We start from the raw sequence: 21,513 nt of genomic DNA, 5'->3' as shown, positions 1-21,513 counted from the left end.
TACAAATCCTGGTTAGTGTCTTTGGCTTACAGGGTTGGAAAATATACACCGTACGTTTATTACACCGAGTTTAAAGAGCCTTATTCAAAAGACATTGCTCCAGGCGGTATTTCGGCTGGATTTGAAGATGAGGAAACCGGTACGTTGGACGTTGATTATAATACACTCGCCTTTGGTACGAGGTATGATATTAACCCACGACTTGCACTTAAAGTCGAATACACGATATTCTCTGACGAAGGTGATGCGGCCGTTTTCATTGATGAAAACCAAGATGGTATGACAGATTCAAAGGGCGTATTTGTTGGTTTGGACTTCAAGTTTTAAGGTAAGAAGATGAAAAATTTAATGTTTATTCTGCTGTTTAGTTTTTCTTTGCCGTCTCTTGCCGGAAATGTGGTTGTGGTGCACAAAGATAATCCAACGACATTTTCTATATCGGACGCCAAAAAGATATTTCTAGGGCGCAAAGGTGCATTCGACAATGGTCAGCGCGCAGTGCCTATTACATTAGTTGAGGGAAATACGATTCGGCAGTCGTTTAATCGAATGGTACTAAATAAGTCTGAATCTCAATATTCGGGTTACTGGGCCAAAATGTCTTTTACGGGTCGTGCTGTCCCTCCAAAGGAGTTTGTATCATCACAAGAAATAAAAGAGTACGTAAGTAATAATCCGGTCGCCGTTGGCATAATGGATGATAAGTACGTCGATGATAGCGTACGAGTCGTCGCCGAATTTTAGTAAGGCAATCACAACTTTTCAAAACGAACCAAAAGGTTCGTTTTTTTATGCCCTAATGCCGCTAAATTTGCTAATAATATTAATTAGATAACCAGTTTTTTAATTTAGTAAGCAAAAAAAGCGAACAAAAAAACAAAAATACTCAAACTTTTTTTAAACCTCCCACGACTATAGAGACAGAATAAAGAGCAAGCGCTCGATAAAGGAAATAGACAGGACTTATTTTGTTTTTTAAGCAATCTGACGACACGCTGATCACAAAGGCATTAAATGGCGACCAACAAGCCTGGCATAAGCTCGTAAAGCGTTATGAAGCTTTGGTGTATTCCTATGCGTTAAGAATGACGAGTAACTCGTCTGATGCAATGGACTTAATGCAAGAAACTTTTGTCTCAGTGTGTAAAAACTTGCATCAGTTTAAAGGACAAAGTGCATTTAAAACCTGGTTAATGTCGTTGGCTCATTTTCGCTGTGTGGATTATTACCGTCGAAGAAAATTGGATCTAGATGATGAGCAAATAGTCGACAACCTAGTAAGTATTGACGAGGGTGGTCATCCAAGCCAGCACTTTGAAAAGAACAAAACAAAAGGCGAGTTACTGTCATACCTGAGCCAATTACCCTTTGAACAAAAACTAGTGGTAGAGCAAAAGGTTTATCAACAACTGACGTTTGAACAAATAGCTGAGCAAATGGGCGTATCGACGAATACGGTTAAATCTAAATTTTATAGCGCGTTAGATAAATTAAAGCGAGCAATAGAGAGTACAGAAAATGCAGCATGACGAAAAACAAAATGAGCTCGAGTCGCTTTTTAATAAGTGGTTGGTGGGTGACGTGCTGACACACAGTGAGTTGGCAAAGTTACGTAACGACTCGCAATGGCATGAACGTATGATGGTCACAGAGCGATTACAAACAGATAACGCCGCACTGACCGAATCTTTGAAAGTGCCTGAATGGAATATAGATCAAACATTCAGCCGCCATACGTCAAAACAAAGCTGGTGGAATCAAAATGGTTTTTCTGCTCTGGCTATGACGTTTTCTATTTTTGCGTGCTCTGTTTTGGCTTTTGACTTAAAAGTGCATTGGACCGATTCAGGTTTAACCGTCATGACAGGTCAACAGCAACAACAAGCGTGGCAACAAGCACAAAACGAACGTTTACAAAACCAGCTTGATAATTGGTTATTACAAAGCAACGAACATATTAGCGATACTTTTGCGATGCTCGAGCAACGCCAAGCTGAGCAGTCTGCCAAAATTGCGAGCTACCTAATGGAAAGTAGCCGTTTAGAGCGACAAGAGGACTTGCAACGGCTCGCTAAAGCGTTTCAGACACAACAAGCGGAAGACTTGCAATACATAGAGTCTGAAATCAACCGTTTGCAATATAGATTTCGAATGGCCTCGATGGGTCACACTAATGAGTACGACGGTGCGCCTGTGCGCGGCCTAAGTGAAGAGTAACCCAAGCGACTTGGTTCTTTAAAACCAACGTCAATTGATCAGAAAAGGTAAATAAAATGAATATTAAGTTTTCAACATTGGCTGTCACTGTTATGAGTCTTCTGGCATTCGTTGCGGTAGACGCAAAAGCAAATGATAAAGACATTAGTGACCAAATCGGCCAGGCTAAAAAAGACATAAAAATCATGTCTTCTATTCTTAAGACGTCCCTAAACGAGCAGCTTGGCAGACATTCGAGCCGAGTAGAAGGCAGCTATTTGGCCAATCAAGGCTTGTTTTTTGAATTAAGTAGTAGCGGTCACATCGCGCCGAGAGTGTTTATTTCTAGAAATGGCGAGCACTTTTCAAGTGATCCGTCAGCGCCCGTACCTCCGCCTCCACCGCTGCCTAATGCCGTGAGTGAATCTGATATTGAAGAAGGACTTGAGCTCGCCCAAAGCATTACCGAAGCCATTGTAGAAATGGAATACGCAACAGAAGAAAACGAAGAATTTCTTACTATGAGTCGTCATGAGTTACATGATATTGAGCGTGAAATTCACCGCGCGACAATGATTGCTGAAGCGGTGAGCGGAGTCACATCAAAAGAACAACGAGAGGCACGTGAAAAACAACGCGAACTGCGTAAAAAGCACCATGAGCTTGCCAGAAAGGCGGCTCGTGTCGAGCGAGAAGTACGCCGCGTAGAGCGTGAGATCAGGGATGCCGAATTAGCGTCTGAGTTAGGTGACGATAAGAGCAAAGCCAAACTATCATCACTTGAAACAGTAATGAAGGACTTGAGTAAGAAGCTCAAAGACATCAATAAGGATATGGTTCAATACAAGGTTGAAGTGAAAAAAGTGTCGGACAAGGCGCGCAAAGAAGCGCAAGACAAGCAACGAGAACTCGTTAAGTCGTATGCCAATGTTATTGCTGATGTGACCTGTAACTTTGCTGGAGGCCTGCGATCTTTAAAAGATGACGAGCATGTGACGTATCACGTCAACGGTTTCGCTAACCAATATTTTGTTTTTAAGTATAAAGACATCGAAAAGTGCTCAGCGGGTAAAATGAACGCAAAACAATTGTTATCTAAAGCGACGATATACACGTTTTAATCTGACAGTCTTTCATTTTGACAGCCTACTTCAACAACGAGGTGGGCTTTTTTATTTCTGTATCAGGAAATCACTATTCGTACGCTCTCTTCAGTAGCTCGCTGATATAAAAATAAAATCCTAACTATCTGATATCACACATTCCCTTTTTGACCTATGAAAGGCACAATAAACCCAATTATAAGTTCTCGTAAAAAAGGGTTTTCTTTTGCAATTTCAGTTCGGTCAGTTAGAAATAATCATCTTAGTGTTAGCCATTGTCATCATAGCGTTGTTTGTCGCGCGACTACGCGCTTTAAAGTCTATACAAGCCCTACAAAGCCAACTCAATGAACAGCAGTTACGCATTGAGCAAGCCGATCTCAAACTTTCCGAGTTGACCAATAATTTACAACGTAGTGACGATGCTAAGCTCAATTTCCAAACACAAGCGCAAGTCGCAAACCAACAGCTATCGGGTGCGAACGCTGAAATAGAAGGGTTAAAAACCCGTATCGAAGAGCGCAACCAAGCAATAGCAGAGCAACGTGTATTGACTGAAAAAGCCCAAGCGCTACTTGATGAAAAGCAACAAGCCTTAATGGCGGTGACGGCAGAGCTAACTGAAATCAAAACAAGCCTAGCCGAAAAACAGCAATTCTTTGAAGAGCAACAAGCACAAGTTGAAAAACAAAGAGAGCAACTCAAAACTGAGTTTGCCAATCTTGCCAATAAAATACTGGAAGAAAAAAGTCAGTCTTTTAGTCAATCAAATAAGTCAGAGCTTGATGCGATTTTGAAGCCGTTTAAAGAGCAAGTGGAAGGCTTCCAAAAACGCGTTAATGAAGTGCATTCTGAGTCTATTAAAGGCCAGGCGACAGTAAGCTCAGAGCTGAAAAAAGTGCTGGAAGTCGGCATGCAGATGACGTCGGAAGCTAACAACCTAGCAACGGCGCTAAAGGGCGACAAAAAAACCACGGGTAACTGGGGTGAAGTACAACTAGAGCGTACGTTGCAGTTAGCGGGTCTGATTAAAGGTTCACACTACGATACTCAGGAAAACCTAAAAGACGAAGAGGGCAACCGTCGTTTACCTGATTTTGTGATAAAACTACCTGATAACAAACACATTGTGATTGATAGCAAAGTGTCATTAGTTGCGTATGACCAAGCGATATCGGCAGAGTCAGAGGCTGAACGTGCAGCGGCGTTAGACAGTCATTGTGAAGCAGTTAAAAACCACATTAACGACTTGTTTAAGAAAGACTATTCTAACTTAGTCGGGTTGCGAAGTCCGAGTTTTGTTCTAATGTTTATGCCTATAGAGCCGGCGTACATTGAAGCGTTAAAACACCGTAAAGACTTGTTCAATTATGGTTATGAGAAGAACGTTATTTTGGTATCACATACGACGCTTATGCCAATATTAAAAACCGTGGCGAATTTATGGCGCATTGAGCAAGGCAATAAAGAAGCCAAAGAGATCAGTCAAAAAGCGGGTGATATTTATAACCAAGTTTGTATTGTCGCAGAGCGCCTACAAAAGTTGGGTAAAACCTTAAATACGGTTAGTAATCAATATAATGACACCGTTAAGGGACTGGCAGGTAAACAAGGTTTGGCGGGCAAAGTAGAGCGATTTACTCAGTTGTCTCATAAAGTCACTAAGTCGATGCCAGCGCTTGAGCCGAATCACGTGGATGTCGAACACGAAAAGCTCGAACTTATTGCTGAAGCGGTCAGTTCTGCTCAAGAAACTGAAACGCAGGACGCAGACAAACAACAAGACGTAGCGCAACAAGTACAAGACAATTCAGAATAATTTTAGAAACGCGGTAGTTTGTTCATTCATACTTACTTAGCAGTTTAAAGAAGGTCAGGTGTATGCAAGATCAGCAAGAAGCATTTAAGCAAAAACGAAAATTCATCGTTCGTTTAGGCAAAATGCTACACAAGTATGGAACGCCCGCGTACCGTCTTGAAGCGCACTTGATGACGCTGGCCGATGCCTTGGGTTTGCGTTCTTCTTTTATTATTTCACCGACCTCAATGACCTTTGTGCTTTGGACCGAAGGGCACGAAGATGAATATACCCACGCGGCACGAGTAGAGCCCGGTGACTTGGATATGGGCTCCTTGTCTAGGACTGATGATGTTGTTGATTTGGTCTTAGGCGGTGAACTCAGTGTTGAAGAAGCACAATTGCGCCTAGATGAAATCGAGTTTATGCCAAACCCTTATGGGCGTTGGGCAACGGCCTTATCCTATGGCTTGACCGGTGGCGCATTTGCCATGCTGATGAATACCAGTGCCAATACGGCGTTGTGGTCAGCGTTACTTGGCTTAATCGTCTATGTTTTTATTTTGTGGTCCGAGCGCTCAAAGGGTGTGGCAAACATGCTTGAGCCTTTGGTCTCTATGGTCTCTGCGATTGGAGCTTGTGCAATAGCAGCATACATAGACCCTGGCATAAACATACATCTAGCGGTTTTATCTTCCATTATCGTTTTGGTTCCGGGCCTTGCCTTAACCATCGGTTTGCAAGAACTCTCTGCGCGTCACTTAGTGTCTGGTACCGCCAAGGTGATGGATGCGGTGATGATTTTATTTAAGCTATTTTTTGGTGCCTTTGTGGGTATCGAAATTGGTCACAGTGTCTTTGGCCAGGTCGAATATATGATTCAGCCAATGTTACCGAAATGGAGTGCATGGCTAGCCATATTTATTTTGGGCTGGGCTTTGATCATTGCCTTTAGAACCCGTCGAAGACATATTATTTGGTCACTCCTTATTGGTTTTGTTTCCTATGGCTCTAGTCACTATGGCGCGGTTTATTTTGATTTGGGCATAGGTGCATTTTTAGGTGCATTTATGGTGGGAGTTTACGGCAACTTATTTACTCGAATTGCCAATGCACCCGCGGTAATTGTTACTATGCAGGGTTTAATTGTCTTGGTTCCAGGCAGCAAAACCTTTATCAGCCTTAACTCTTATATTGTGGGTGAAGGCTTTGCGTCAGCAGAGCTGGCAGGACAGCAATCATTGGTTATTTTGATGTCGATTGTGGCTGGACTCATCTTTGCAAACTCGGCACTTCCTCCAAAGAAAAGTCTTTAAATTACATTTCTCTAAAATGCGACTGGTTAATATTTGTTCACTTGGTCGCATTTCATCGATTAAAATTTGCACTCTTCGTGCAATCGTTATACGTTATTTTTTGTTGAATAAAAAATAATCATATCAACACGGCACCACAAAGTGGTTCGGGATATAACAATAATAAATATAAAAACATTCAGGGGACATAGCCAGTAGATCGAGCGTGTGGGTTTTCGTCGGTCTAGGCTCTGAGGTGGGTAGTACAGAATTCCCTTTTTGTTTTTAACAATGGAGGATTCTGTGTGACTGCTAAGCAATCTAGCTGGCTAGCGCTGGCTGCCGTATTTGCTAATACCGCCAAAGCAGATGAGATGCGTCTCAACCTGACTCAAGGTGTGACGGATATAAGTGCAAGTGTCTACAACTTGCATATGATCATCTTCTACATATGTTGCATCATTGCCGTATTAGTGTTTGGAGTAATGTTTTGGTCCATGCTCCATCATCGTAAGTCCAAAGGGGTAACCCCAGCCAACTTCCACGAAAGCACCAAGGTGGAAATTATTTGGACTGCAATTCCGTTTCTCATCTTAATTGGGATGGCGATACCTGCAACTCAAACCTTGATCGAAATGGAAGATACAAGCCAAGCCGATCTTACCGTTCAGGTAACGGGTTCCCAATGGAAGTGGCACTACAAGTACTTTGACCACGACTTAGAATATTACAGTTTGTTGGCTACGGCCCCTGAGCAAATTGTTAATAAGCGTGAGAAATCAAACAACTACTTACTTGAAGTTGACCGTCCATTAGTCATTCCAACTGGTCAAAAAGTTCGATTTTTGATCACCTCTGACGACGTAATCCATTCTTGGTGGGTACCTGAGTTTGCCGTTAAAAAAGACGCCAACCCAGGCTTTATCAATGAAGCGTGGACACGTGTTAACGAGCCAGGTATTTATCGAGGCCAATGTGCGGAGCTCTGTGGTAAAGACCACGGCTTCATGCCAATTGTTGTTATTGCTAAAGAACCTGCAGACTTTCAGGTTTGGGTAGAAGAGCAAGAAGAGCTGGCCCGTTTAGCCAAAGAAGAAGAACAAAAGCTTCTGGCAATGAACATGTCCTATGACGAACTAATGGCAGTAGGCGAGAAGGCTTACGTGACCAACTGTGCGGCATGTCACCAAGTAAATGGTGAAGGTATTCCTGGTGTATTCCCGGCTCTGAAAGGCAGCAAAATTGCCTTAGAAGATATGGATGCTCATATTGATGTTGTCGTTAATGGTGTGCCTGGTACAGGTATGCAGGCTTATGGCAAACAGCTTGGCTTGAAAGACCTAGCTGCCATCATTACCTACGAGCGAAATGCTTGGGGCAACGATACCGGTGATGTGGTTCAAGCATCACAAGTTTACGCATATCTTAAAGAGCAATAGGAGGCAACATGAGTTCTGTAGATAATACTGCTGTCGATCATCACGACGACCACGAACATCATGGTGCCCCTAAAGGCATCATGCGTTGGATATTAACCACCAACCACAAAGACATAGGTTCACTTTACTTGCTGTTTTCTCTACTGATGTTTTTCATTGGTGGGGCAATGGCAATGGTTATCCGAGTTGAGTTATTTCAACCAGGTTTACAGGTGGTAGAGCCTGATTTCTTTAATCAGATGACCACAGTACACGGTCTAATCATGGTCTTTGGTGCCGTGATGCCAGCCTTTGTTGGTTTGGCCAACTGGATGGTTCCAATGATGATAGGTGCGCCCGATATGGCATTGCCTAGAATGAACAACTGGAGCTTCTGGATTTTACCATTCGCGTTTTTGATCTTATTGCTGTCGTTATTTATGGAAGGTGGTGGTCCTAACTTTGGTTGGACTTTCTATGCACCACTTTCTACGACGTACAGTAATGACAGTACCGCATTCTTTGTATTCTCGGTTCACATAATGGGTATCTCATCCATCATGGGTGCAATCAACGTCATTGTAACGATTTTCAATATGCGTGCTCCTGGCATGACTTTCATGAAAATGCCATTGTTTGTCTGGACCTGGTTGATTACGGCTTTCTTACTGATTGCGGTTATGCCAGTACTCGCCGGTGCCGTTACTATGGTCTTAACCGACAAGTACTTTGCAACGTCATTCTTTGATGCTGCAGGTGGTGGCGACCCAGTTCTGTTCCAGCATATTTTCTGGTTCTTTGGTCACCCAGAAGTGTACATCATGATTTTGCCAGCGTTTGGCATCATCTCTCAAATCGTCCCAACGTTCAGTCGCAAAAAGCTATTTGGTTATGCATCAATGGTGTACGCGACAGCGTCTATTGCGATCTTATCCTTCATGGTTTGGGCGCACCACATGTTTACGACGGGTATGCCGTTAGCCGGTGAGCTGTTCTTCATGTACTTCACTATGTTGATATCCGTGCCCACCGGGGTGAAGGTTTTCAACTGGGTGGCAACCATGTGGCGCGGGGCAATGACCTTTGAAGTGCCGATGATGTTCTCAATCGCCTTTATCGTGTTGTTTACAATCGGTGGTTTATCAGGACTCATGTTGGCTATTACACCAGCTGATTTCCAGTACCACGATACCTACTTTGTTGTCGCGCATTTCCACTACGTACTAGTAACAGGTGCCATCTTCTCAATTATGGCTGGTGCTTACTATTGGTTACCAAAGTGGACGGGTCATATGTTTGATGAAGGTCTTGCAAAGCTTCACTTCTGGTTGTCTCTGATTTCGGTCAACGTGTTGTTCTTCCCAATGCACTTTGTTGGGTTGGCAGGCATGCCGCGACGCATCCCTGATTATGCAACACAATTTGCCGATTTTAACGCGATTATAAGTATCGGTGGCTTTGCCTTTGGCTTGTCGCAGCTATTGTTTGTTGCTGTGGTCTACAAGTGCATCAAAGGTGGCGAAAAGGCAACGGATCAAGTTTGGGAAGGTGCAGAAGGTCTAGAGTGGGAGGTGCCATCACCAGCGCCATATCACACCTTCGAAACACCACCAACAATCAAATAGCATAACTATATTTGACCGAATACAAGCATGAGGGGAGAGAGGATGAGTACGCAGACTCCAAACGAAGCCAACAATACACGACTAATAAAAAAACTAGTCCTAACGGTTGTGTTTATGTTTGGGTTTGGGTTTGCGCTCGTCCCTTTGTATGACGTCTTTTGTGATATCACCGGCCTAAATGGCAAAACGAGTAGTGAGGCAGCGACTTTATCCGAACAAATCGACAAAGAGCGATGGGTGACGGTCGAATTTATTGCCCACACGCAAGGTAATTTGCCTTGGCAGTTTGAGCCAGAGGTCAAACGGATGAAGGTGCATCCGGGTGAAATGCATGAAGTTAACTTTTTAGTTTCAAATCAATCGGTAAATGACATGGTGGTACAGGCTGTACCTTCTGTGAGTCCGGGTTTGGCAGCGCAGTATTTCAATAAAATTGAGTGTTTTTGTTTTAATCGTCAACCGTTAGAACAAGGCCACGAGGAAGCACTGGGGTTGCAGTTTTATATCGACCCAGAACTTCCAGTTGAGTATACAACTGTCACCCTGTCTTACACCTTGTTTGATATCTCCAACAAGATTCAAAAAGATGAGTTTGCCGACTTGTTTGCTAACGCAGAATAAATTGCTCATAGAGAGGGCATTACAATGACAACAGAATATCAAAAGTATTATGTACCTGCACAAAGTCCATGGCCAATCGTTGGTGCGATTGGCTTGTTCATGATCGCCTTTGGCGCAGGAGGTTACGTCAATGACGTAAGTAAAGGACAAGATGGCTATAGCGGTTATTTATTATTTGCTGGCATCTGTACCATTATTTTTATGTTGGTGGGTTGGTTTCGCAACGTCATCGACGAGTCAATGCAGGGTTTGTACAGCTCACAAATGGACCGTTCGTTTAAACAAGGTATGGCGTGGTTTATCTTTTCTGAGGTAATGTTCTTTGCTGCCTTCTTTGGCGCTTTGTTATACATCCGAATGTTCTCAGTACCTTGGTTAGGTGGTTCGAGTAACAATGCGATGACACACGAAGTCTTGTGGCCAACGTTTGAAGCTATCTGGCCGCTTGTCAAAACGCCTGACGGCACAACAACTCAAGCGATGGGTCCTTGGGGCTTACCACTTATCAACACAATTATCTTAGTTGTGTCTTCCGTGACCTGTCACTTTGCGCATGTTGGCTTAGAGCAAAACAAACGCAAGCAATTGTCCATCATGTTAGGACTGACTATCTTGTTAGGTTCTGTGTTCTTAGTGCTTCAAGTAGAAGAGTACATTCACGCTTATCGTGAATTGGGCTTGATGTTAACAAGTGGTGTTTACGGTAATACCTTCTTCTTATTGACGGGTTTCCACGGACTACACGTGACCTTGGGTACGATTATGTTGATCATCATGTTCCTAAGAATTGTACTCAAAAACCACTTTACGCCGGAAAACCACTTTGGTTTCCAAGCAACAAGCTGGTACTGGCACTTTGTTGATGTGGTGTGGTTGTGTCTATTTGTTTTTGTTTACATTTTGTAGGCAGCTAAGAGCGAAGGTATGGGTTTGGGTTGGGCTCGATAATACCGAGTCCAATCAAGACCAAAATCAATAACAAAAGGCTGACGGTAAACATTAAGCGTCGGCCAATAAAATGGCTCATTGAACGGTTTTTATTGTCACCTTTTATCATCGCGATACCCGCCTTGGATAGGTTGTAAATAACGCTGATCAATAAGCCTACAATGATAATTTTTATAAAGATTTCCATGGTGTTACCTATTTGGGCTGTTGGGGTATGGTGTAAAAAACGTGATAATTCTTAACCGCTTTTCGATTGCTTTTTGGCCTTCAGTTGTCACTTTGACTGCTTTTGTCATTTTGTGCAAGTTAGGTATGTGGCAACTTGACCGGGCTGAGCAAAAACGCAACCTTTTACAAGAACACCGTTCTCAAACACTGCTAAATTTTGATCAATTTGCATCAATTGCCAACGACTCTCCTGAAGTTCTACACGGTCGTGAAGTGCAAGTTAGAGTTCAAAGAACCGACGATGTTATGTGGCTTATTGACAATAAAGTGAATCAAGGAAAGGTCGGTTATTCGGTTGTCGTGACAGTCCAATTGGTCGGTACCGAGTTGCGTTTTTTAGTTGATTTGGGCTGGTGGCCAGCACCGGAGCAACGATCGGAATTACCAAAGATACAACTACCAAATAACTTTGATGTTATCGGCAAAATAAAAGCAGACAAGTTCGACTCCTTTCAACTTGGCGAGTCTGAAATTTCTGATAGTTGGCCACAACGTATTCAATCATTAAAGACAGCAGTTTACTACGACTATTCGTCGCCAATTTTACCGATAGTCGTCTTTGCTCAGTCCAATACGATTTTGGGTCACCCACAGCTTTATAAGCCAGTGGTAATGCCACCCGAAAAACACGAAGCGTACGCATTACAATGGTTTTTATTAGCAGGGTTTGCACTTGTTGTGTTCTTGGCGGCGAGTTATCGAAAAGAGCCTAAACCTGTCACTCCAACGAAGGAAGATTAGTATGAAAGCAAAAACATTTTTTGGGATTTTTGTGGTGATGGCCGTTGTGCCATTGGCGTTGGCTTACATGACGTTACAGTTTAATTGGTTTACGCCAGCAGCTACCAACAAAGGTGAATTCATGGCGGAAGAAGTGTCTATTTCGATTGAAAAAGAAAACCCGACTTGGAGCATTGTTTACCAACCTACTGGTAGTGATTGTGATCAAATTTGCAAAGAGCAACTGTACGGCTTAAATCAAACCTATATCGCGCTAGGTAAGTTACAAAAACGTGTTGAGGCGTACGTACTTACAGATGCGTTGGACATTTCCGATTATCCAGCGACACGTCCGTATCAAAAGCAGTTTGCTGAACTAGACCCAAATTTTTTATACGTCGTTGACCCCATGGGTAAAGTGGTTTTGCGTTATCAAGCAAGCCCACAAAGAGAGCAAACTATTATGACCAGTAAATACATCTTAAGTGATTTGAAAAAGCTGCTTAAGTATGCTCGTATAGGTTAAATAACCAACAGGTCCCGAGCGGCAATTTTACTCCTACCCAACTTACAAAAATAATAAAAAGAGGGTGTTATGTTAGAGATTCGATACAAACTGACACAAGTGGCATTGGCACTCGTCTGTGTCGTGATTATTCTTGGTGCCTACACGCGATTAACAGATGCTGGCCTTGGTTGTCCTGATTGGCCAGGCTGTTATGGCTTCTTGACCGTGCCGACGGGGGCAGAAGAAGTGGCGATTGCCGAACAAGCCTATCCAGAGCGTCCTGTGGAGGCTTTTAAAGCCAGGAACGAAATGGTCCATCGCTATTTTGCTGGCACGTTAGGATTACTGATTTTACTGCTTTGGTCGCTTAGTTTAAGAGCAAAACAACAAGTTAAATTGACGACGTTAATGTTGGCTACGGTTACATTCCAAGCGGTTCTGGGGATGTGGACGGTGACAATGAATCTCATGCCGCTAGTGGTCATGGGGCATCTGTTAGGGGGATTTACGACCTTTTGCTTAATTTTAATATTGGCACTTAGGCTCAGGCATCAAATTCGAATAAAACAAGATAAGTTAGCCGAGCACTCAGAGCAATTAGCGAACGATAAACGACTTCCTGTCGTTATTAAAGCGGCGGCCGCCGTGGTGATTTTACAAATCGCTCTTGGTGGCTGGACAGCGGCGAACTATGCTGCGGTAGCTTGTACAGATTTGCCTATTTGTGAACCGGGCTGGCAACAAAAATTTGATATAAAACAAGCACTGTCAGTACCAACAGGATATGCCGATTATGAATATGGTGTATTTCCGTTTGAAGCGAGAATGTCTATCCATGTGTTACATCGATTCGGAGCAATCGTCGCAACACTCACTTTAGCATTACTGGTAATGATGATGGTGAAACACGCCAAACTCAGACCTTTTGCACTTTCGATCACGGTATTAACCTTAATGCAGATTACCTTAGGGGTATCGAACGTTGTTTTCCATTTACCTTTATATGTGGCGGTTGCCCATAACTTTGTCGGTTTACTTCTTCTTGGCTCAGTGATCTTGAGCTGGTTTTACCTCCACAAACACAACCACCTGACATCACCGGTCCATTTTAACCAAACGCGCTATAGCCAAATGGCTGAAGTTGAGCAAGGAGCCTAACTATGCAAACCACGTCTATTTCAAAACAAACCGTTTCGATATTTGGTTTAGCTAAAGACCTTTACGAAATTACTAAGCCAAAAGTCGTCTTTATGTTAGTTGTCACCGCTATCGTAGGTATGGTGTTGGCTCAAGAAGGTTGGCCACCATTAGATCTATTGGTCTTTGCTTCTGTCGGAATTGGACTTTTATCAGCAGCGGCTGCCGCATTAAATCATATTGTCGATCAGAAAATTGATGCCAAAATGGCTCGCACCTACAATCGGCCCATCGCCAAAGGAAGAGTAACGAACGAGCAAGCCGTTGCGTTTTCATTTTTACTGGCAGGGTTAGGGTTTGTCTTACTGTATGCACTGGTAAACCCTTTAACAGCCTGGTTAACACTCGCTAGTTTATTTGGCTATGCAGTTGTCTATACATTAGTGTTAAAGCGTCTTACACCACAAAATATTGTGATAGGTGGCTTGGCAGGTGCAATGCCACCATTGCTCGGCTGGGTCGCAATGACCGGTCAGGTTCACCCTTATTCATTACTTCTTGTGATGATTATATTTACGTGGACCCCACCTCACTTTTGGGCGTTGGCTATTCATCGACGTGATGATTATGCCCGAGTGAATATTCCGATGTTACCGGTCACACATGGTTTGTCATTTACCAAAAATGCGATTGTGCTATACACGGTCTTATTGACGTTAGTGTGCTTTTTACCGTATTTGGTCGCAATGACAGGGCTAATTTATTTGGTTTCAAGTACGCTACTGAATGTCATCTTTTTAAAGTACGCATGGCAACTCAAAACGTCAGACGATAAACAGTTGGCAATGGAGACGTTTAAGTTTTCAATTTGGCACCTGTTAATTTTATTTGTTGCTTTGCTGGTCGATCACTTTTATTTAATTAGGCTTTAACCGATCTATTCTGGTGTGTATATAAAATGAAAAAAAACCAATCGATAATTATCGCTGTTGTAGCAATTCTCTCTTTTGTAATTGGTGTGAGCTTATTCCAGTCTAGCCAGCCCAAAACGGATCCGACAACATTGGTTTATCAGTCTCCAAGAGCATTAAAATCATTTTCATTAGAAGCACATACCGGAAAAAGTTTTTCAAATGAAGACTTAAAAGGGAAATGGAGTTTGTTATTTTTGGGCTATTTATCCTGTCCGGATATTTGTCCTATGACAATGATGAAGTTGAGCAAAATTTTGCCTGAGCTAAAACAGATAGATAGTGATACTCAAGTGCTATTTTTATCTGTCGATCCCAAACGCGATACACCAGAGAAAGTCGGTCAGTATGCTAATTATTTTCACCCAGAAATTATTGGCTTACGGGCCGAACACAAAGACCTCTATCCGTTGGTTCGTGATCTAGGCCTGATGTATTCTATCCCGAGCAATGAAGTAACTGATAATTACTATGTCGATCACAGTGGCTCAATTGTCATTATCAATCCTAAAGGTCACATTCATGGCATGTTTAAGCCTGAGGTAAATCTAGGTGAAGTGCCAACAATTGATCCTAAAACTTTGCTAAAAGATTTCAAAATTATCAGTACGTAACATTTTGTAAGAAAAAATGTATTCTATGGATTTTTAGATATTTAGGTCTATTCTATTATTTCGAGAGAGAATTCGGAATTGGTTAGAGCCTAAATATGGCAATGAAACTCCAAACAAAACTTCATATCAGTGATGCAGAGTCGCTCGCCGAGCAACTTGTGTCTTGTTTAGAATCTTCAGAACCTATCGTTTTGGATGTCAGTGACGTTACTGACGCCGATACAGCCTCTGTTCAAGTACTTTGTGCATTGCAAAAGTCTCTTTCTTTAACTCAAAACAGTATTGAGTGGTCTGGTGTTAGTAAACCGCTGGCGGATGCTGCCAAGCAGTTAGGTGTACAAGACCTCTTAAATCTTCCAAGTTAATTTTCATTTTAAGAACCTAAGGAATCCATTCATGAAAAGAATACTTGCCGTTGACGACTCAGCATCAATGAGACAAATGGTGGGCTTCACCCTTAAAAATGCTGGCTACGACGTTACCGAAGCAAAAGACGGACAAGAAGCATTAGATATCGCGAAAAGCAGCGAGTTTGACGTGATTATCTCTGATGTCAATATGCCCAATATGGACGGGATTGAGTTGGTTCAAAACTTAAGAACGCTCCCGCAATTCAAATTCACGCCTATCCTTATGTTGACGACCGAGTCTGGCGCAGGAAAAAAGGGCGAGGGTAAAGCAGCCGGAGCGACAGGTTGGATTGTTAAGCCGTTTAACCCTGAGCAACTTTTGGCTGTAATCAAAAAGGTCGCCCGCTAGACGGATTAGGTGGAGTGGGTGTGACAGCATTCCACCTTTTAGCCTATCGCGCTTAAGTCACTGACCGTATGCAATACCAAGCACAGTCGTAAGATTTTAATCAGCGGAATTGACACTATGAGTATTGATTTATCCCAGTTCTATGAAGTTTTTATTGATGAAAGCTTTGAAGGTTTAGAAACGATGGAAGCGGAGCTTCTAAACCTAGAACCCGGCGACGTAGAAAGTGAAATAATCAATAATATCTTCCGTGCTGCCCATTCAATTAAGGGCGGCAGCGGTACCTTTGGCTTTAATGCCATCGCCGAGTTTACTCATGAGATTGAGACGCTGCTCGACCAAATCCGCAATGGTGAAAGAGAGCTAGCTGCGAATCACGTCGACTTAATGCTGAAGTCCATTGACTGCCTGCGCGATATGTTAAGGGCAATTCAAAATGACGAACCGCAAGAGTCAGAAGATGCGGTTCAGTTAACACAACAGTTTAGAGCGATTTTGGCCGATGAGACCCCAGATCCTAGCGGCACCGATTCTGGTTCTGATGGAAGTGTGGAAAGCACCGCGCCTGTTGCCACCAAAGTCACCAATATTTTAGACATTACCTTTGCCCCAGAGCCTCACCTATTCAAAACCGGTAACGAACCACTGTTCATTTTCGAAGACTTAGCCGAATTTGGTGAAATGGAAGTGGTCGCTAACGTCGATAAGATTCCACAGCTCAACGAACTTGTATCAGAAGACTGCTATTTTTCTTGGAATATCACCCTAGACACATCTTCCTCAGCCGAAGAGGTCCAGCGAGTGTTTGAATGGGTCGAAGACGATGCCAAAATTGAGATCAAAGTTGTTGCTCAGTTTGAAGAGGAAATTGAGGTTGATTCTGAGCTAGATACATTGAGTGATAGCGAAGGTCAATCGTCGAGCCCAATACAAAGCGCAGAGCCAGTCAGTAGCGGCCCGGCTAACGCTGAAAATAACGCCGATCATACCGCAGACTCAGCTCCTTCTAACACGACACCGACTAAACCAGACTCTGCAGCAAAATCAGAAGCCCCTAAGAAAGAATTCAGGCCGGTTGCGAGCAAACAAAAATCTACCGACAAAGCCAAGTCAGATTCGAGCTCTATTCGAGTCGGGACTGACAAGGTCGATTCTTTGATTAATATGGTCGGTGAACTTGTCATTACCCAGGCTATGCTCAATGAATTGGGTGAAGATGATCAGTTTGACCACAGCAAACTCGTCGCGTTGCGCGAGGGACTTGCCCAACTGGCACACAACACTCGTGACCTACAAGAAAGTGTGATGAGAATTAGGATGTTGCCTATTTCTTTTGTGTTCTCAAGGTTCCCAAGGCTCGTTAGAGACATCTCTCAAAAACTCGACAAACAGGTCGAATTAAAATTGTTGGGTGAAGGCACAGAATTAGACAAAACCGTGATGGAAAAAATCTCAGACCCTATGGTGCATCTGATCAGAAACTCTTTAGATCACGGTCTGGAAACAACCAGCGAACGAATTGAAGCCGGTAAACCAGAGACTGGCAATGTGACGCTGAACGCTTACCATCAGGGCGGCAATATCGTCATCGAAATTATTGACGATGGCCGCGGACTGAATACTCAAAAAATCAAACAAAAAGCGATTGATAATGGCTTGATAGAAGAGACCGACGTCTTGAGCGATCAAGAAATAAATGAGCTCATTTTTCAACCCGGCTTTTCAACGGCGGACGAAGTCAGTGATATCTCCGGTCGCGGTGTCGGAATGGATGTGGTTAAGCGAAATATCAACGCGCTGAATGGCACAGTTGAAGTCGCTTCAGAACCCGGAGTTGGCTCGACGTTCACTATTAGATTACCTCTAACCTTAGCCATTCTCGACGGTCAGCTCGTCAAAGTCGGTGACAATATTTATATCATTCCTTTGGTGTCGATAGTCGAATCTCTTCAAATCGACAGAAGCAAGGTCAATTCGGTCGGTGGCGGAGTGGATGTATTGCGACTCCGCGAAGAATACATTCCTATATTGCGTTTGCATCAACTGTTTAATCATCCTGAAGCAAGTCAGTCCTTAGACGACGGGTTATTAGTTGTCGTTGAAAGTGATAATGAAAAAGTCGGTTTGCTTGTCGATGACTTACTTGCTCAACAACAGTTTGTAATCAAGAGCTTAGAAGCAAACTACAAAAAAGTAGACGGAATTTCAGGGGCGACCATCTTAGGATCTGGCAGTATTTCACTCATTATCGACATTTCGGGTGTCGTCAAAATGGCCGGCCTCAAAAAGCCGGGGCAGGCTGGTTTAGATTTTACCAAACCACTTTCGGAGGCCGTGTAAATGCAAAGCGTATCAACGACAAGCAATGACCCACAAGAGGCCATTAATTTAATTACAGCTGAAAGTGAAAATAGCGATTTGGTGCAGTACCTCACATTTATGATGGCTGATGAAGAATACGGTATCGAAATTTTGTCAGTCCAAGAGATCCGCGGTTGGGAAAAAACCACCGTTATTCCTAATTCTGAAGCCTTTGTAAAAGGCGTAATCAATCTAAGAGGCACAGTGGTTCCTGTCATAGATTTGAGACTTAGATTTGGTTTACCCAAAGTGGATTACAACGAATTAACCGTAGTCATAATCGTCAAGGTCGAGCTCGAAGGCCAAATCAAGATTATGGGTATTGTTGTTGATGCAGTTTCAGATGTTTACAACATCGAAAAACAACAAGCGAAAAAGGCGCCTGAGATTGGCGACGTTGAAAATAGGGCCTATATTGAAGGCTTGATAAACGTTGGCGACAAGATGGTGGTGTTATTAGATTTGGAAAAAGTATTGTCGCTCTGATGTTTGCGACACAGCAACCTAAAATAAAAGGTAGGATTTAGTATGGGATGGTTAAGCAATTTATCGAAACCTAGCTCAACCGAGAGTGATTTGGTTCTAAAGGCTCTCGACAAGTCTTTGGCGGTAATTGAGTTTGAACCAAACGGGACAATCATTACGGCCAATAATAATTTTCTTAGCGTAATGGGCTACCGACTGGATGAAGTTCAAGGGCGACACCACAGTTTGTTTGTCGAGCGCGAATACGCCGCTAGTGATGAATACAAGAACTTCTGGCAGCGTTTAGGCCGTGGTGAATTTATGTCAGATGAATTCATGCGCGTGACCAAAGACGGCAGCGAAATTTGGATTCAGGCGTCCTACAATCCTGTTATTGATGAAAATAATAACGTCCTAAAGGTTGTTAAGTTTGCCTCTGATATTACCGAGCGCAAGGCCGTTGCCGCAAACTACCGAGGTCAAATTGACGCCATCAACCGTTCGCAAGCAGTTATCGAATTTGAACTAGACGGTACCATTCTTCATGCCAACGACAACTTTCTGAGTGTCATGGGCTATTCACTAGATGAAATAAAAGGCCGACATCACAGCATGTTTGCGCCACCTGGCGTTGCCGAGTCCAAAGAATATAAAGACTTTTGGGCTAAGTTAGGTCGTGGCGAATTTGACAGTGGGGAATACAAGCGCATCGCGAAAGATGGCAGTGAAATTTGGATTCAGGCATCTTATAACCCTATCTACGACGCCAATGGCACCCCATACAAAGTCGTGAAGTTTGCCTCAGATATTACCCAAGAAAAAGTCCTCAATGCAGACCGTCGCGGACAACTCGATGCCATCAGCCGTTCACAAGCAGTCATCGAGTTTGAACTTGACGGTACTATTTTGGACGCCAATGAAAACTTCTTGACGACATTGGGTTACACAAGAGATGAAGTTCGCGGTCGCCATCACAGTATGTTCGCTCCTCCTGGTGTTGCTGAATCTGCAGAATATAAACAATTCTGGGAAAAGCTGGGACAAGGAAACTTCGACAGCGGAGAGTACAAACGCATTGCCAAAGACGGCAGTGAAATATGGATTCAAGCTTCTTACAACCCAATCTTTAACCTCAATGGCGAACCGTACAAAGTGGTTAAATACGCTACGGACATTACTGAACAAAAACGAATGGAAGAGGAAGCAAAACGTTCAGCAGACTTAGCTCAGGCACTTAAAACATGCCAGGCAAGTGTCATGATTGCTGATAACGATCTGACCATTGTTTACATGAATGACGATGTAGAACGCATGTTCCGTCGCCGTGAAGCTGAGCTCAAAAAAGTCTTTGGTCAATTCGACGTTGACCGTTTGATTGGTACTTGCGTTGATGACTTCCACAAAAATGCATCACATCAGCGTTCGATGGTTGAGCGCATGCAACAGCCTTACAACACCAAAATTAATGTTGGTCCATTGGTCTTCGAATTATTTGCAACTCCGTGGCGTAATTCTAAAGGCGAACGTTTAGGAACGATCGTTGAGTGGGTAGACAAAACAAACGAAGTGTCTATCGAAAAAGAAATTGCCAGTGTAATTAATGCCGCTTCTGAAGGTGATTTAAGTATTCGTTTATCAACGGACGACAAAGAAGGGTTCTTCAAGCAGTTATCTGAGGGACTTAATGAAGTCGTGGGAATATCTGAAGGCGTAATTCAAGATACCGTCAACATGTTAGACGCGTTGGCTCACGGTAACCTGACTCGTCGAATCGACAAAGAATACCAAGGCATGTTCGACAAGTTAAAACGCGATGCGAATGCAACGGTCGAAAAACTAACTGAAGTTATTGGTCAAATTGATAAATCTGCAACGACGGTTTCAGCGGGCGCAGAAGAAATGGCGCAAGGCAATGCTGATCTGAGTCAACGTACTGAAGAACAAGCATCGAGTCTCGAAGAAACCGCATCAAGCATGGAAGAGATGACAGCAACGGTTAGACAAAACGCCGAAAATGCTCAAACTGCCAATGAGCTAGCAGAAAATGCGGCGAGCAAAGCCGAATCAGGCGGTGAAATTGTAAGCCAAGCGGTGATGAGCATGGCGGAAATCAATGACGCGAGTAAGAAAATTGCTGACATCATTGGTGTGATTGATGAAATCGCTTTCCAAACCAACCTACTCGCATTGAATGCCGCGGTAGAAGCAGCTAGAGCGGGCGAACAAGGTCGAGGTTTTGCGGTTGTGGCGGGTGAAGTTCGTAACCTAGCACAACGCTCAGCGGCAGCGGCAAAAGAAATCAAAGACTTGATCAGAGATTCCGTCACGAAAGTGGAAGACGGTACGTCACTAGTGAACCAGTCTGGTGAGATGTTGCAAGAAATTGTAGAAGCCGTTCGCAGAGTGAACGACACAATTGGCGACATCAGTGTTGCGTCGCAAGAACAGACATCTGGTATTGAGCAAGTAAACAAAGCAGTGTCACAAATGGACGAAATGACGCAACAGAATGCGGCATTGGTTGAACAAGCGTCGGCAGCTGGTGAGTCAATGTCTGAGCAAGCTAAAGCAATGCGCGATCTCCTTAGCTTCTTCACGTTATCGGAAGGTGGAAGCACTCAAGCGAGCATAAGCCATCAACCACAAGTGGCCCGTTCAACACCGAGTCCGCAAAATGGCATCGCTCATAAGCCAATGGCGCCATCTTCGTCTGATGAGGAATGGCAGGAGTTTTAATTAATAATCA

Annotated in this window: 21 protein-coding genes and 1 pseudogene; 21 read left to right on the top strand and 1 reads right to left on the bottom strand. The window is 43.4% G+C overall.

What is annotated here, in order from left to right; all coding sequences use genetic code 11:
• The 11 genes and pseudogenes from AC4E96_RS00965 to AC4E96_RS00915 all read left to right on the top strand — a co-directional run.
• Nucleotides 1–327, top strand: a pseudogene (locus tag AC4E96_RS00965) (hypothetical protein); the annotation flags it as partial.
• A gap of 9 nt (nucleotides 328–336) precedes the next feature.
• On the top strand, nucleotides 337–744 hold the full coding sequence (locus tag AC4E96_RS00960) for a type 2 periplasmic-binding domain-containing protein (RefSeq protein ID WP_490254634.1): 408 nt from the start codon (nucleotides 337–339) through the stop codon (nucleotides 742–744).
• Between the two features lie 224 nt (nucleotides 745–968).
• The gene (locus AC4E96_RS00955; protein WP_490254633.1) at nucleotides 969–1,529 is read left to right on the top strand and encodes an RNA polymerase sigma factor; all 561 of its coding nucleotides are present in this window, start codon (nucleotides 969–971) and stop codon (nucleotides 1,527–1,529) included.
• Nucleotides 1,519–2,217, top strand: coding sequence for a hypothetical protein (locus AC4E96_RS00950; protein ID WP_490254632.1), 699 nt, complete (start codon nucleotides 1,519–1,521; stop codon nucleotides 2,215–2,217). Before AC4E96_RS00955 ends, AC4E96_RS00950 begins: the two co-directional genes overlap by 11 nt.
• Before the next feature lie 56 nt (nucleotides 2,218–2,273).
• The gene (locus AC4E96_RS00945) at nucleotides 2,274–3,317 is read left to right on the top strand and encodes a hypothetical protein (RefSeq protein WP_490254631.1); all 1,044 of its coding nucleotides are present in this window, start codon (nucleotides 2,274–2,276) and stop codon (nucleotides 3,315–3,317) included.
• A 208-nt stretch (nucleotides 3,318–3,525) separates the two neighbouring features.
• Entirely contained in the window at nucleotides 3,526–5,118 is a 1,593-nt protein-coding gene (locus AC4E96_RS00940; RefSeq protein WP_490254630.1) for a DNA recombination protein RmuC, read from the top strand.
• Between the two features lie 62 nt (nucleotides 5,119–5,180).
• Complete coding sequence (locus AC4E96_RS00935) at nucleotides 5,181–6,413, top strand: threonine/serine exporter family protein (protein ID WP_488033492.1); 1,233 nt, start codon at nucleotides 5,181–5,183, stop codon at nucleotides 6,411–6,413.
• A gap of 353 nt (nucleotides 6,414–6,766) precedes the next feature.
• Nucleotides 6,767–7,831, top strand: coding sequence for a cytochrome c oxidase subunit II (coxB, locus tag AC4E96_RS00930; RefSeq protein ID WP_488033531.1), 1,065 nt, complete (start codon nucleotides 6,767–6,769; stop codon nucleotides 7,829–7,831).
• 8 nt (nucleotides 7,832–7,839) lie between these two features.
• On the top strand, nucleotides 7,840–9,435 hold the full coding sequence (gene ctaD / locus AC4E96_RS00925; protein WP_488033493.1) for a cytochrome c oxidase subunit I: 1,596 nt from the start codon (nucleotides 7,840–7,842) through the stop codon (nucleotides 9,433–9,435).
• A 42-nt stretch (nucleotides 9,436–9,477) separates the two neighbouring features.
• The gene (locus tag AC4E96_RS00920) at nucleotides 9,478–10,056 is read left to right on the top strand and encodes a cytochrome c oxidase assembly protein (protein WP_488033494.1); all 579 of its coding nucleotides are present in this window, start codon (nucleotides 9,478–9,480) and stop codon (nucleotides 10,054–10,056) included.
• 24 nt (nucleotides 10,057–10,080) lie between these two features.
• The gene (locus AC4E96_RS00915) at nucleotides 10,081–10,962 is read left to right on the top strand and encodes a cytochrome c oxidase subunit 3 (RefSeq protein WP_488033495.1); all 882 of its coding nucleotides are present in this window, start codon (nucleotides 10,081–10,083) and stop codon (nucleotides 10,960–10,962) included.
• A gap of 4 nt (nucleotides 10,963–10,966) precedes the next feature.
• On the opposite strand, the gene AC4E96_RS00910 is transcribed toward AC4E96_RS00915, so the two are convergent.
• Nucleotides 10,967–11,191: a DUF2909 domain-containing protein gene (locus AC4E96_RS00910; protein WP_488033496.1), complete on the bottom strand. Its 225-nt coding sequence runs from the start codon at nucleotides 11,189–11,191 to the stop codon at nucleotides 10,967–10,969.
• A 41-nt stretch (nucleotides 11,192–11,232) separates the two neighbouring features.
• Between AC4E96_RS00910 and AC4E96_RS00905 the strand changes: the two genes are divergently transcribed.
• The 10 genes from AC4E96_RS00905 to AC4E96_RS00860 all read left to right on the top strand — a co-directional run bounded on the left by AC4E96_RS00905 (nucleotide 11,233) and on the right by AC4E96_RS00860 (nucleotide 21,503).
• Entirely contained in the window at nucleotides 11,233–11,973 is a 741-nt protein-coding gene (locus AC4E96_RS00905) for an SURF1 family protein (protein WP_490254629.1), read from the top strand.
• A 1-nt stretch (nucleotide 11,974) separates the two neighbouring features.
• A complete protein-coding gene (locus AC4E96_RS00900) occupies nucleotides 11,975–12,478 on the top strand; it encodes a transmembrane cytochrome oxidase associated protein (RefSeq protein ID WP_490254628.1) in 504 nt (167 codons plus the stop codon).
• Between the two features lie 69 nt (nucleotides 12,479–12,547).
• Nucleotides 12,548–13,618: a COX15/CtaA family protein gene (locus AC4E96_RS00895; protein ID WP_490254627.1), complete on the top strand. Its 1,071-nt coding sequence runs from the start codon at nucleotides 12,548–12,550 to the stop codon at nucleotides 13,616–13,618.
• A gap of 2 nt (nucleotides 13,619–13,620) precedes the next feature.
• A complete protein-coding gene (gene cyoE / locus AC4E96_RS00890; RefSeq protein WP_488033500.1) occupies nucleotides 13,621–14,529 on the top strand; it encodes a heme o synthase in 909 nt (302 codons plus the stop codon).
• Between the two features lie 26 nt (nucleotides 14,530–14,555).
• Nucleotides 14,556–15,182 carry an SCO family protein gene (locus tag AC4E96_RS00885; protein WP_490254626.1) on the top strand — a complete coding sequence of 209 codons (627 nt, stop codon included), beginning with the start codon at nucleotides 14,556–14,558 and terminating at the stop codon, nucleotides 15,180–15,182.
• Between the two features lie 95 nt (nucleotides 15,183–15,277).
• Nucleotides 15,278–15,547, top strand: coding sequence for an STAS domain-containing protein (locus AC4E96_RS00880; RefSeq protein WP_488033502.1), 270 nt, complete (start codon nucleotides 15,278–15,280; stop codon nucleotides 15,545–15,547).
• Between the two features lie 31 nt (nucleotides 15,548–15,578).
• The gene (locus AC4E96_RS00875) at nucleotides 15,579–15,941 is read left to right on the top strand and encodes a response regulator (protein ID WP_488033503.1); all 363 of its coding nucleotides are present in this window, start codon (nucleotides 15,579–15,581) and stop codon (nucleotides 15,939–15,941) included.
• A gap of 117 nt (nucleotides 15,942–16,058) precedes the next feature.
• Nucleotides 16,059–18,281 carry a chemotaxis protein CheA gene (locus tag AC4E96_RS00870; protein WP_490254625.1) on the top strand — a complete coding sequence of 741 codons (2,223 nt, stop codon included), beginning with the start codon at nucleotides 16,059–16,061 and terminating at the stop codon, nucleotides 18,279–18,281.
• Nucleotides 18,282–18,788, top strand: a complete 507-nt coding sequence (locus AC4E96_RS00865; protein WP_488033505.1) for a chemotaxis protein CheW — start codon at nucleotides 18,282–18,284, stop codon at nucleotides 18,786–18,788.
• Between the two features lie 42 nt (nucleotides 18,789–18,830).
• Nucleotides 18,831–21,503: a PAS domain S-box protein gene (locus tag AC4E96_RS00860; protein ID WP_490254624.1), complete on the top strand. Its 2,673-nt coding sequence runs from the start codon at nucleotides 18,831–18,833 to the stop codon at nucleotides 21,501–21,503.
• Nucleotides 21,504–21,513 lie beyond the last annotated feature (10 nt).

Source organism: Psychrosphaera sp. (assembly GCF_982872775.1).
The sequence above is the reverse complement of the archived record's forward strand: the minus strand, read 5'-3'. Positions and strand labels throughout refer to the sequence as shown.